The sequence below is a fragment of the Streptomyces sp. NPDC007896 genome (assembly GCF_042959425.1).
Taxonomy (GTDB): Bacteria; Actinomycetota; Actinomycetes; order Streptomycetales; family Streptomycetaceae; genus Streptomyces.
This window is the reverse complement of sequence record NZ_JBIBKX010000013.1, coordinates 13,293-25,976: the sequence shown is the minus strand read 5'-3', so window position 1 is coordinate 25,976 and position 12,684 is coordinate 13,293. Positions and strand designations below refer to the sequence as shown.

Genomic DNA, 12,684 nt, shown 5'->3' with positions numbered 1-12,684 from the left:
TATATACCGAGGTCGAGTGTCCCAGCCGAGTCATAACCCGGTTGTATAACCGGGTTATGACTGTCAGGATCCGCGTCATGCCCACCTTCACCGCACCTGACGGAACCCGCCTCGCCTACCGCCTGATGGGAGGGGGGAACGGGGACGGCGGCGGCGATCCGGTCCTCTGCGTTCCCGGCGGCCCCACGGACTCCCGCTACCTCGGTGACCTCGGAGGCCTCTCCGCCCACCGCCGGCTGGCTGTCCTGGACCTGCGCGGTACCGGCCGGTCCGCGCTCCCGCACGACACCGCCGGCTACCGCTGCGACCGCCTGGTCGACGACGTCGAGGCATTGCGCGCGCACCTTGGGCCGGCCCGGCTCGACCTGCTCGGCCACTCCGCCGGAGCGAACGTCGTGACGCAGTACGCGGCCCGGTACCCGGAGCGCGTCGGCAGGCTCGCCCTGATCGGCCCCGGCACCCGGGCCGTCGGCATCGAGGTCACGGGGGAGGCGCGGCGCGCACTCGCGCGGCTCAGGGAGGACGAGCCCTGGTTCCCGGCGGCGTTCGGGGCCCTGGAGGCGATCGGCGCCGGAACGGGCAGCGACTGGGAGGCCATCGCCCCCTTCTTCTGGGGCCGTTGGGACGCCGCGGCACGCCGGCACCATGCGGCGGCCCGGCCGCGCAACGCGCAAGCCGTGGCCCTCTTCGCGGCCGAGGGCGCCTTCGATCCGCCCGCCACCCGCGCCGCGCTCGCCGCCTGCCGGGCCCCCGCCCTGCTGCTCACCGGGGAGTTCGACCTGAACAGCCCGCCCGGGGCGACGGCCGAGTTCGCGGGGCTGTTCCCCGTCGGACGGCTCGTCGTGCAGCCGGGGGCCGGTCATTATCCCTGGCTCGACGACGCCGGGCGGTTCGTGGTGACCGTAGCGGCGTTTCTGGGCTGAGCACGGTGGCGGTAGCGTCGCTACCGAACTGGTGTTAGCGTTGCTCTCGTCGGGTGGCGAACACAGCCACCCCCGCCATATCAAGGAGCATCGTCATGACCGAGCACTCCACCACGTCGGGAACGTCTCGCCGAGTGGCCGTCGTCACGGGCGGATCCCGCGGAATCGGCCGGGAGACCGCCGAGCGCCTCGCGGCCGACGGTTACGCCGTCGTCGTGAACTACGCGGGCAACGAGGCCGAGGCCGACAAGACCGTCGCCGCGATCACCGAGGCGGGCGGAGAGGCGATCGCCGTCCGCGCCGACGTGGCCGACGAGACCCAGGTGGCAGCCCTCTTCGACGCCACCGAATCCGCCTTCGGCGGGGTGGACGTCGTCGTCCACGCGGCCGGTGTCATGCTTCTCGGGCCCTTGGCCGACTTCGACCTCGACGTGCTGGACCGCATGCACCGCACCAACATCCGCGGCACGTTCGTCGTCGACCAGCAGGCGGCACGACGGCTGCGCGCGGGCGGCGCGCTCATCAACTTCTCCAGCTCCGTGGTGGCGCTCGCCATCCCCGGGTACAGCGCGTACGCCGCCACCAAGGGTGCCGTCGAGGCCATGACCCTGATCGTCGCGCGTGAGCTGCGCGGCCGGGACGTCACCGTCAACGCCGTGGCCCCCGGACCGACCGCCACCGCCCTCTTCCTGGACGGCAAGGACGAGGAGACCATCGCGCGGATGGCGGCCCAGCCGCCGCTGGAGCGCCTCGGCACCCCCCGGGACATCGCCGACGTGGTGTCCTTCCTCGCCGGTCCCGCCGGCCGCTGGGTCAACGGCCAGGTGCTGCGGGCCAACGGCGGCATCGCGTAACTCGCCACGAGTCAACCTGCCACGAGTCAACCTGCCACATATCAAAAGGAGTTCAGTCATGGATTCGGACATGGACGCTGTTTCGCGCAAGACGATCGTCATCACGGGGGCCGGATCCGGCTTCGGCGCGCTGTCCGCCCGTGCCCTCGCCCGCGCCGGGCACACGGTGTACGCCGCGATGCGGGACACCGGCGGGCGCAACGCGGCCCGGGTCGCGGAGGCCGAGGCGTACGCCGCCGAGTACGCGGTGGACCTCCGTACGGTCGAACTCGACGTCCTCTCCCAGGAGTCGGCGGACGCGGCGATCGCCACGGTGCTGGCGGAGGCCGGCCGGCTGGACGTCCTCGTCCACAACGCCGGGCACATGGTGACCGGCCCGACGGAGGCCTTCACGCCCGCCGAACTGGCCGCGGTCTACGACACGAACGTGCTGGGCACCCAGCGGGTCAACCGGGCCGCGCTGCCGCACCTGCGGGCCCAGGGCCACGGCCTGCTGCTGTGGGTCGGGTCCACCTCCTCGCGCGGCGGCACCCCGCCGTACCTGGCGCCGTACTTCGCCGCCAAGGCCGCGATGGACGCGCTCGCCGTGTCGTACGCCGCCGAGCTGGCCCGCTTCGGCATCGAGACGACGATCGTGGTGCCGGGCGCGTTCACCTCGGGCACGAACCACTTCGCGAGCGGCGGCCACCCCTCCGAAGAGACCGTGCTGCCCTCCTACGAGGAGCACTACGCGGGCCTGATGGACCAGGTCGCGGGACGCCTGGCGGCCCTCACGCCGCCCGACGCGGACGTGTCGCTCGTCGCCGACGCCATCGTCGACGTGGTGGACACCCCGTACGGGAAGCGTCCCTTCCGGGTGCACGTCGACCCGGCGGACGACGGTTCGCAGGAGGTCAGCGTGGTCGCGGACCGTGTCCGCGCGGAGTTCCTGACCCGGATCGGCCTGGCGGACCTGTTGTCCCCCGTAGCGCAGAAGGGGACGGCGTGACCTCGGACGACTCCGATAACGTCGCTCCCGTGAGTACGTCCGTGAGCAGTACGAAAGCGCGCATCCTCGAAGTGGCGGCCGACCTGGTGGCGAACTCCCCCGACGGGGACGTCTCCACCCGGGCGGTCTGCGAGGCGGCGGGGGTCGGCGCCCCGGCCCTCTACCGCCACTTCGGGGACAAGGAGGGCCTGCTGTCGGCGGTGGTCGACCACGGGTACGAGAAGTACCTGGCGACCAAGCGCAGCCGCAGGCCCGGCACGGACCCCATTCAGGACCTGCGCGACGGCTGGGACACCCACATCGAGTTCGCCCTGCGCAACCCGAACCTGTACCGCCTCATGAATTCCCCGGCGATGCGCACACCGCCGGCCGCCGCCCTGGAGTCCCACCGCATCCTCACCGCGGACCTCCGGCGCGCGGCCGAACAGGGCAAGCTGCGCCTGGCCCCCGAACTCGCCGCCCAGATGATCATGTCCGCCAACGTCGGCGTCTCCCTGATGCTGGTCTCCCGTCCGACGACCTTCACGGACGAGACGCTCTCCCGGCGGATACGGGACGCGGTGCACGCGGTGGTCTTCACCCCGGAGGCGATGGGGCCGGAGACCGCGTCCGCGGGCGACGAGGAAGCGAAAGCGGAGGACGTACTCCCCGCCACCGCCACCCACCTCGCCGCCCTCCTCCGCCAGACCCCGAGGCCGGACTTCACCCCGGGCGAGTCCACCCTCCTGGGCGAGTGGCTGGACCGCCTCTCCAACACGACACCGGAGTAGCCGTACTCAGGCCACGACATCATGGTGACGCTGCCGGCCCTCGGCCAGTGAGTGCCGGGACAGTTCCACCGCCGACGGCGGTGGCGCCCCGGCCGGCTCAAGCCCCCAGGAAAATCGGGTTTGTGAACGCCGCCAACGCCCCCGGCACCGGTCCCGCCGCCGTCTCGTGGCGCAACTCCGCCCGTAGGTAGGCCGCGTACTGCGCCGTCGTGTTCCACTCCACCGTCCCGGAACCCGAGACCGGCAAGGGGGCGCTCGTGAAAAGAACCCCCTGGTCGGTGACGAGGCGGACCGTGCAGCGGGGGGCGCCGGTGGCCTCCAGGCGGACGGTGACCGGAGTGTCGGGGGCGACCCGCAGGCGTTCGCCGATGCCCGCGTGCTCGCCCTTCGCACCGGCCGCCGAAAACGTCAGGGACACCGACTTCGACTCCGCCACGTAGGAGCGTCCCGCGCGCAGGCCCTCCTGGATGGCCTCGCGGGTCAGGTCGTCGGCTAGGACGACCGTCTGCGGGCTGCCGACCGGATCGGGGTCGCGGTGGGCGTCGCTGTTGCCCATCGCCGGGAGCCAAGGGCGGTCGGGGGTGCCCGAACGTACGGCCGCCACCAGTGTGTTGTCCCAGTCCGCGAGGGTCACCTCGTCGTCGGGGGTGTACGGGCCGTTCCACACCTCCACCACGTCCGCCTCCCCGAAGCCGAACTTCCAGCCGCAGCCGACACAGGTGGCGTGCGGGTGGGCGGGGACGACGAGGCCGCCCGCGCGACGGATCTGGCGGGCGAAACGGCCGAAACGGTTGTCGCGGGCCCGGTAGCGCCAGTCGACGAACGTGCCGGGGTCCGTGCCGAGGGCCACCACGTGACCGTTGCGGGTCGTGATCTCCTCGCCCAGCAGGATCAGCAGTTCGCCGTCGGGATGGGGGCCCGCCTGGTCCGCCCAGTGGGGGTGCGAGGAGTGCGTGTTGTGGTCCGAGGTGTTGATGAAGTCCAGGCCCGCGGCGCGCGCCAGCGCGGCGATCTCCGCGGGGGTGCGGCGGCCGTCCGAGTACCAGGAGTGGAGGTGGCAGTCACCCCGGTACCAGGCGCGGCCCCGGCCCTTCGCACGGGACGGCGGGTACGCCGGGACCGGGGTGGCGTCCTGCTCCCCGTACGTCAGCGTGATCGTGACCTCGTACGGCAGGCCCTGCGGCGCCACCGTGTAGGGGCCCAGCGCGATGTGCCAGGTGCCGGGGCGGATCCGGCCGGGGACGTAGCCCGGCGTCGCGTCGTCCGCGCGGACGAAGAACTCGGTGCGCGCGCCGCCCGACCAGCCGCGGAAGCCCTCGCCGCCCAGTGCCGTGCCGCGCTCGTCGAAGAGGCCGATGTCGAGCGCGTTGCCCGCGGTGCCGGCCGGGACGGACGGCTTCTCGTAGGTGTACGCGACATGGATCTCCCGCACGCCGCGCGGGACCTCCACCGGGAGGTACACGAAGTCCGGTGAACCGGTGGGCAGGGTGCCGGACACCGTTCGGGTCTCGGTACGGTCGGTCGCCTCGGAGCCGCTCGCGAAGGTCACGCTTCCCAACGTAAGGGCGGCCGCCGCCCCCGTCACGAACAGCGCGCGTCTGCCGATTCCGTCGAAGCTCTCGATGCCGTGGTCGTCCTCGCACATGCTGCTGCTCCCAGGGTGTCGTGAGAGTGACATGGGTGGTGCACGTGGGCACGTACAACCCTGGTAGTCGGCTGTGAACTGCGGGGCAAGACAAGGAAATCGACAGCTTTCGGGGAGGCGGCGCGCCTGCCGGGGACCGACCCGCGCGGGGTGCCAGTGGCAACCTGTAACGATCTGCCGCCCCGGAGGAATACGGCCACGCCCTGTAATGCCTGATCACCACGATCGTATGCTCGAAGGATGACGACCACCGCGACCTCCGGAACCGGCCCGACCGAGAACTCCATGCGTCGCGCCCTCAAACGCGCCCGTGACGGTGTCGCCCTCGACGTGACCGAGGCCGCGGTGCTGCTCCAGGCCCGCGGCGAGGCCCTCGACGACCTCGCCTCGTCCGCCGCCCGGGTGCGGGACGCGGGTCTGGAGGCGGCCGGCCGCCCCGGCGTCATCACGTACTCCAAGAGCGTCTTCATCCCCCTCACCCGCCTCTGCCGCGACAAGTGCCACTACTGCACCTTCGTCACCGTGCCGGGCAAGCTGCGCCGCGCCGGGCACGGGATGTTCATGTCGCCGGACGAGGTCCTCGACGTCGCCCGGCGCGGCGCGGAACTCGGTTGCAAGGAAGCCCTCATCACGCTCGGCGACAAGCCCGAGGACCGCTGGCCCGAGGCCCGGGAGTGGCTGGACGCGCACGGGTACGACGACACGATCGCGTACGTCCGTGCCATCTCCATCCGGATCCTGGAGGAGACGGGGCTGCTGCCTCACCTCAACCCGGGGGTGATGTCCTGGACCGACTTCCAGCGGCTCAAGCCCGTCGCGCCGAGCATGGGCATGATGCTGGAGACGACGGCGACGCGGTTGTGGAGCGAGCCCGGCGGTCCGCACTACGGCTCTCCGGACAAGGAGCCCGCCGTACGGCTGCGGGTCCTGGAGGACGCGGGGCGGTCGTCCGTTCCCTTCACCAGCGGGCTGCTGATCGGGATCGGGGAGACGTACGAGGAGCGCGCCGAGTCGCTGTTCGCGCTGCGGCGCGTGTCCCGGTCCTACCACGGCATCCAGGAACTGATCATCCAGAACTTCCGCGCCAAGCCGGACACGGCGATGCGCGGGATGCCGGACGCCGAACTGGACGAGCTGGTCGCCACGGTGGCCGTCGCCCGGCACATCATGGGACCGGCAGCCTGCCTCCAGGCCCCGCCGAACCTGGTGGACAGTGAGTACGGGCGGCTGATCGGCGCGGGGATCGACGACTGGGGCGGGGTCTCGCCGCTCACCATCGACCACGTCAACCCCGAGCGGCCCTGGCCGCAGATCGAGCAGCTGGCCGAGCAGTCGCGTGCCGTCGGCTTCGAACTGCGCGAGCGGCTGTGTGTGTACCCCGAGTTCGTGCAGCGCGGGGAGCCCTGGCTCGACCCGCGGCTGCTGCCGCACGTACGGGCGCTCGCGGACCCGGAGACGGGGCTCGCCCTCGAGGACGCCGTCGTCGAGGGGCACCCCTGGCAGGAGCCGGAGGAGGCCTTCACGGCATCGGGGCGCACCGATCTGCACCACACCATCGACACCGAGGGGCGCACCGGCGACCGCCGGGACGACTTCGACCTCGTGTACGGCGACTGGGAGGCGCTGCGGGAGGCGGCGGCGCCCGGGATGCTGCCCTCCCGCATCGACACCGACGTACGGGCGGCCCTCGCGACCGCGGCCGACGACCCGACGAAGCTCACCGACGACGAGGCGCTCGCCCTGCTGCACGCGGACGGTCCGGCACTCGACGCCCTCTGCCGGATCGCGGACGACGTGCGCAAGTCCGCCGTCGGCGACGACGTCACGTACATCGTCACCCGGAACATCAACTTCACCAACGTCTGCTACACCGGCTGCCGCTTCTGCGCCTTCGCCCAGCGCCGCACGGACGCCGACGCGTACACGCTGTCGCTGGACCAGGTGGCCGACCGCGCCCAGCAGGCCTGGGACCTGGGGGCCGTGGAAGTCTGCATGCAGGGCGGTATCCACCCGGACCTGCCGGGTACGGCGTACTTCGACATCGCGAAGGCGGTGAAGGAACGCGTCCCGGGCATGCACGTGCACGCCTTCTCCCCGATGGAGGTCGTCAACGGCGCGACGCGTACGGGGATGTCCATCCGTGAGTGGCTGACCGCCGCGAAGGAGGCGGGCCTCGACACCATCCCCGGCACGGCGGCGGAGATCCTCGACGACGAGGTCCGCTGGGTCCTGACGAAGGGCAAGCTGCCCACGGCGACCTGGATCGAGGTCGTCACGACCGCGCACGAGCTCGGCATCCGCTCCTCGTCCACGATGATGTACGGGCATGTGGACCAGCCCCGCCACTGGCTCGGCCACTTCCGCACGCTCTCTCGTATCCAGCAGCAGACCGGCGGCTTCACCGAGTTCGTGACGCTCCCGTTCATCCACACCAACGCGCCGGTGTACCTGGCGGGCATCTCCCGTCCGGGCCCGACCACCCGCGACAACCGCGCCGTGATGGCCATGGCCCGCCTCCTGCTCCACCCGCACATCCCCAACATCCAGACCAGCTGGGTGAAGCTGGGCACCGAGGGCGCGGCGGAGATGCTCCGCTCCGGCGCCAACGACCTCGGCGGCACGCTGATGGAGGAGACCATCTCCCGGATGGCGGGCTCCTCGTACGGCTCGTACAAGTCCGTCAAGGACCTCATCGCCGTCGCGGAGGCGGCGGGGCGTCCGGCGAGGCCGCGGACGACCCTGTACGGGGAGGTCTCCGAGGAGCGGCAACGGGCGGCGGAGGCGTCGGACGGACACCTGCCGCAGCTGCTGCCGGTCCTGGATTGACTGCCCCCCTCCCGAAGGGAGGAGGTTCCTGGCTCAGGCCGCCCCCTGGAGCAGCACTCCAGGAGGTCTTACGCCCTCGGCGCCAGCCGGGGCCAGACCAGCCCGGACGAGCATCACGCGGGCGGAGTTCTTGTCCCTGGGGGAGACGACTCCGCACGCGGTGCAGGTGTAGGTACGTTCGGACAGCGGGAGTGCGTGCTTGGTTCTCGCTCCGCACGATGCGCAGTCCATGGTGGTGTGCGCGGGGTGCACGAGGCGGACGTCCCGCCCGTGCTTGCGGCCCATCTCAAGCAAGGCCGCCTTGGCGGCACCGATGGCGGCGTCGGCGGCCTTGCGGGCCATAGTGGTCCTGGCGAGGAACTTCGGCCGGAAGTCCTCCACGGCGAGGGAATCATGGTCGATCACGACCTTCTTCGCCCACTTGCGGCCGGTGTCCTGCCGCTGTCGGGCGATCTTCCGGTAGGTCTTCGCGCGCAGCTTCTGCGCCTCGCGGTAACCCTTCGACGCCGCTTGCCCCGCGTCGGGTTTGCGGCGGGCCATCATCCGGTCGTAGCGGGTCAGCTTCGCCTTGGCCTTCCTGCCGTGTTCGGCGTGGGGGAGGTCGTGGGCGTCCGACGTGGTGGTGGCGGTCTCCTTCACACCCCAGTCGATACCGATCACACGGCCGGTCTCAGGCAGCGGCCGGACTTCGGCGGGGACGACGAACGAGGCGTACCAGTGGCCGAGGCTGTCGCGGTACACGCGCACGCTGGACGGCTCGGCGGGCAGTTCCCGCGACCACACCACGGTCAGGACGATGTTCCCGGCCAGGTGCAGACGCCCGTCCTTGAGCCGGAAACCGCGCCGGGTGTAGTTCAGCGTGGGGCTGGCTACGCGCTTCTTCTTGTGCCTGGGCATCCGGGCCCGCTGCCTGACGGGCAGGCGGTCCCTGATGTCCTTCAGCACCTTCGCGCGGGACTTGCCGAAGTCCCGGATGAGCTGCTGTTGCGGCACCGACGAGCCCGCGGCGAGCCACGGTGTTATGGCACGGGCCCCGGTCAGCATCCTGTCCAACAAGGCAGGGCCACACTTCTCCCCCTCGCGGTGGGCCTTTGTGGAACGCGCAACGCACTCGTTCCAGATCCACCGGCACCGGTCCCACTCCGCCAGCAGCGCCGTACGGGCCGTCGACGACACGCGGAGCCGATACGTGTACCGGATATGCCCGCCCTCTTCAGCCTCCTTCACCCCCGACACGACATCCCCCTCCCTCTCACCCCGGCTTCCACAACGAGACCGTATGAACGACATGCGTACACCCGTACCCTCATCACGTCACAGCCACCAGAACCAGCGAACGCAGGCACGCATGTTCGCCTGTCGTTGCGGGATGCGTTCCCTTCCGGTGTGAACGCCGAGGCATCGTTGCAAGAGTCAGGTGACGGCCGAAGCGTGCGGTGCCCCACGGCGCGTCGGAGTACGATGATCCGACCCTCGGTGGAGGGCATAGAAGCCTTGTGAGCCTGAGGAGTTGCGTGTCCGTGCCTGCCCGACGGCTTCCCTCCTGGATCTGGGTCACCGGTCTGACCGCCGCGGCGATCGTGGGCGTCACCGCCCTCGCCGCGCAGGCCGACCAAGGAGCGCACCCGACCGCCGCCCACGCCTCCGGGGCGAAGCCGTCCGCGTCGGCGAGCCCGCGGCCCTCCGCCTCGCCCAGGAAGGCCGAGCCGGTCGCCGTGCCCGACGGCTCGGGCACGGGACGCCGGATCGTCTACTCGCTCGCCCAGCAGCGCGTGTGGCTGGTCGACACCAGCGAGGCCGTCCGCCGCACCTTCACGGTGTGGCCGGGCACGGTGAGCCCGGCGCCGGGCCGGTACGCGGTGTCGACCACCGTCCCCTCCACCACGGGAACGGACGGCACGAAGGTCGAGAACATCGTCTACTTCACCGTCGCGTCCGGCGTGAACATCGCGTTCTCCAACGCCCAGGACGGCTCCTCGCCACAGCCCGCGGCGGGCGTGAAGACCGGCGGGATCCGTATGCACAGCGCGGACGGGGACGCCGTCTGGGCGTTCGGCAGCAAGGGTACGAAGGTCTCCGTGGTGAAGTAACGGCCAGGGCGATGGAGGGGGCTGGCGGATGGGGCGCGCGCGGCCGTCGATGCAGGAGTTGATCGCTCGGCGCAGACGGGCGGGATTCGTGGGGCGGAGCCACGAACGGGACGTGTTCCGGCGGAACCTGGAGCTGCGGCCCGAGGACGAACGCCACCGCTTCCTCTTCCATGTGCACGGCAACGCGGGGGTCGGAAAGACCTTCCTGGTGAGGGAGTTCGAGCAGATCGCCCGGGAGCGCGGGGCCTTGACGGCGTACGTCGACGAGAGCGTCGGTAGCGTGCCCGAGGCCATGAGCACGATCAGTCGCCAACTCGGCCTGCAGGGGCGGAGGTTCAAGGAACTGGATCGGATGCTCGCCGTTCACCGGGAGCGGCGGCACGAGGCCGAGGCGCTCGCCGTGGTCGACGCCGAACCCGGTGAGCCCTCGGCGGCCGGTCTGCTGGTGGCACGCGCCGGACTGGTCGGACTTGGCATGGTGCCGGGCGTGGGCGCCTTCGCGGGCGCCCTGGACGCGGGCCAACTGGTCCAGGGCACCGACAGGTTCCGAGCAAGCCTCAGTGCCCGCTTCCGCGGCCAGGAGGACGTGCAGCTGGTCCTGACACCCGAACGGGTGCTGACGCCGGTGCTGCTGGACGAGTTGTCGCAGGCGGCGTCGACGGCGCCCTGGATCGTCCTGTTCTTCGACACCTACGAACGCACCGGGCCGTTCCTCGACGGCTGGCTGCACGAGGTGATCACCACCGACCGTTACGGCACTCTGTCCGCCGACGTCGTCATCGTCACCTCCGGCCAACGGCCCTTCGACACCGCCCGCTGGGGCGGCTTCGCGGACTTCATGACGGACGTGCCGCTCGGGCCGTTCACGGAGGCGGAGGCACGGGGGCTGCTCGCCGGCAAGGGGGTGGTGGCCGAGCCGGTTGTCGACGAGGTGCTGCGGCTCACGGGCGGGCTGCCGGTGCTGGTGTCGACCCTCGCGGAGACCCGGCCGGCCGATCCGGACGACGTGGGAGACCCGAGCACGACGGCGGTGGAGCGGTTCCTGAAGTGGGAGCCGGACCCGGTGCGGCGCGCGGTCGCTCTGGCGTGTGCGCTGCCGCGGCGCCTGGACGCGGACGTGTTCCGGGCGGTGGTGGACGGTACGGACACCGAACTCGACGCCCTTTACGGCTGGTTGCGGGAACGACCGTTCGTCGACGAACGCGGCGACCGGATGCAGTACCACGACGTCGTACGGGCCCCGATGCTGCGCCTCCAGCGCAAGGGCTCGCCCAGGCGGTGGGCCGAGCGGCACGAGCGGCTCGCGGCGGCCTTCGCCGGATGGCGGGAGGAGACCGAGGCCAGGCTGGAGGACGGCCACGAGTGGGCCGACGAGGACTGGCGGGAGCTGCGGCTCGCGGAGTCGTACCACCTGCTGTGCGCCGCACCGCGCTCCGCGCTTCCCGCCGTCCTCACCGACGTCGTGGATGCCTGTGGTCAGGCGGACGACCTGGTGAGGCGCTGGATGCGGCTGCTCGTCGACGCGGGACAGGACGCGGACGCCCAGGCCGTGCGGGCCTGCGGAAGCGACCTGACGCGGGTGCTTGACGAGGGAGGCAAGCCCGAGGTGCTCCGGTTCCTGCTGGGGCGGGCACGGGGCGACGAGCCCTGGCGGGCGCGGGCGCGGGCGGAGCTGGCCGACTTTCTCGCGCGGGACGGTGCCTACGAGCGTGCCCTGGAGGAGTACGGCCGCGCCCTCGCCCTGGACCCGTACCTGGTGCGGGCTCACCGAGGGCGGGCCCTGACCCGCGGTGGCCTGGGCGACCACGAGGGCGCACTCGCCGACGTCGAGCGCGTGGTGGAGCTGGAGCCGGACAACCCCAACAACATCGTCCTGCGCGGCGAGCACCACCGCCTCCGGCGCCATGACGACGAGGCGGTCCGGGACCTGAGCGAAGGCATTCGACGCGACCCGGCCAACGCCTTCGCCTGGGCCTCCCGAGGCGCCACCCACGAGCGCGCCGGAGACCCCGATGCGGCGCTCGCCGACTTCGGCCGCGCGCTCGACCTCAAGCCGGACTACGCCTGGGCGCTGGGCCGCCGGGCCCGGGTCTGGCGTGGACTGGCCGAACACGACCGCCAGTTGGCCGACCTCGACCGGGCCCTCGCCCTCTGGCCCGACTGGGGCTGGGGCCACTGCGAACGTGGCGACGCCCTCAGAGTGGCCGGCCGCCACGAGGAGGCCCTCGCCGACTACGACGAGGCGCTCACCATCGATCCCGAGTACGCCTCGGCCCACGCCAGCCGGGGCGCGGCGCTGGCCGACCTGGGCCGCCGTGACGAGGCACTCGCCGCCCTGGACCGCGCGCTGGAACTCCGCCCTTCCTACGAGTGGGCCGGCGCCCTGCGCGCCCGCCTCCTGGGCCCCGGAGAATCCGCATGACAGGCGCAGTCGCAGCAGCGCAACACCCCCTCCGCCGGTACCGTACGAGGGCCGAGCCACCCGCACCGGAGGTCACCGTGAGCGCCCAGACCAACGGCCCGTACGGACCGCTGATCCCGGTGACCTGGTAGGGCTGACCATCGGCCTCCCCGGAGGACCGAGTGGA

The 12,684-nt window shown here is 71.7% G+C and carries 9 protein-coding genes; 7 read left to right on the top strand and 2 right to left on the bottom strand.

All coding sequences use genetic code 11. From position 1 onward, the window contains the following. Positions 1-77 precede the first annotated feature (77 nt). The 4 genes from ACFZDJ_RS35025 to ACFZDJ_RS35010 all read left to right on the top strand — a co-directional run bounded on the left by ACFZDJ_RS35025 (position 78) and on the right by ACFZDJ_RS35010 (position 3,535). Positions 78-923, top strand: coding sequence for an alpha/beta fold hydrolase (locus ACFZDJ_RS35025; protein WP_391064998.1), 846 nt, complete (start codon positions 78-80; stop codon positions 921-923). 95 nt (positions 924-1,018) lie between these two features. Continuing rightward, positions 1,019-1,777, top strand: coding sequence for an SDR family oxidoreductase (locus tag ACFZDJ_RS35020; RefSeq protein ID WP_391064995.1), 759 nt, complete (start codon positions 1,019-1,021; stop codon positions 1,775-1,777). Between the two features lie 58 nt (positions 1,778-1,835). After that, complete coding sequence (locus tag ACFZDJ_RS35015; protein WP_391064992.1) at positions 1,836-2,765, top strand: SDR family NAD(P)-dependent oxidoreductase; 930 nt, start codon at positions 1,836-1,838, stop codon at positions 2,763-2,765. 29 nt (positions 2,766-2,794) lie between these two features. Next, positions 2,795-3,535: a TetR/AcrR family transcriptional regulator gene (locus ACFZDJ_RS35010; protein WP_384924956.1), complete on the top strand. Its 741-nt coding sequence runs from the start codon at positions 2,795-2,797 to the stop codon at positions 3,533-3,535. Positions 3,536-3,632: 97 nt separating this feature from the next. On the opposite strand, the gene ACFZDJ_RS35005 is transcribed toward ACFZDJ_RS35010, so the two are convergent. Next, positions 3,633-5,180: a CehA/McbA family metallohydrolase gene (locus ACFZDJ_RS35005; protein WP_391064989.1), complete on the bottom strand. Its 1,548-nt coding sequence runs from the start codon at positions 5,178-5,180 to the stop codon at positions 3,633-3,635. A 240-nt stretch (positions 5,181-5,420) separates the two neighbouring features. Here ACFZDJ_RS35005 and ACFZDJ_RS35000 point away from each other — a divergent pair, with 240 nt between their 5' ends. Then, entirely contained in the window at positions 5,421-8,006 is a 2,586-nt protein-coding gene (locus tag ACFZDJ_RS35000; RefSeq protein WP_391064986.1) for a bifunctional FO biosynthesis protein CofGH, read from the top strand. Positions 8,007-8,039: 33 nt separating this feature from the next. Here the strand turns inward: ACFZDJ_RS35000 and ACFZDJ_RS34995 are convergent, their stop codons facing one another. Next, positions 8,040-9,242 (bottom strand): RNA-guided endonuclease TnpB family protein, encoded by a 1,203-nt coding sequence (locus ACFZDJ_RS34995; protein ID WP_390930440.1) that lies wholly within the window; start codon positions 9,240-9,242, stop codon positions 8,040-8,042. 278 nt (positions 9,243-9,520) lie between these two features. On the opposite strand from ACFZDJ_RS34995, the gene ACFZDJ_RS34990 reads away from it, so the two are divergent. Together ACFZDJ_RS34990 and ACFZDJ_RS34985 are read left to right on the top strand one after the other, a co-directional pair. Further along, entirely contained in the window at positions 9,521-10,096 is a 576-nt protein-coding gene (locus tag ACFZDJ_RS34990) for a hypothetical protein (RefSeq protein ID WP_391064982.1), read from the top strand. 112 nt (positions 10,097-10,208) lie between these two features. Continuing rightward, complete coding sequence (locus ACFZDJ_RS34985; RefSeq protein ID WP_391064979.1) at positions 10,209-12,518, top strand: tetratricopeptide repeat protein; 2,310 nt, start codon at positions 10,209-10,211, stop codon at positions 12,516-12,518. Positions 12,519-12,684: the final 166 nt, after the last annotated feature.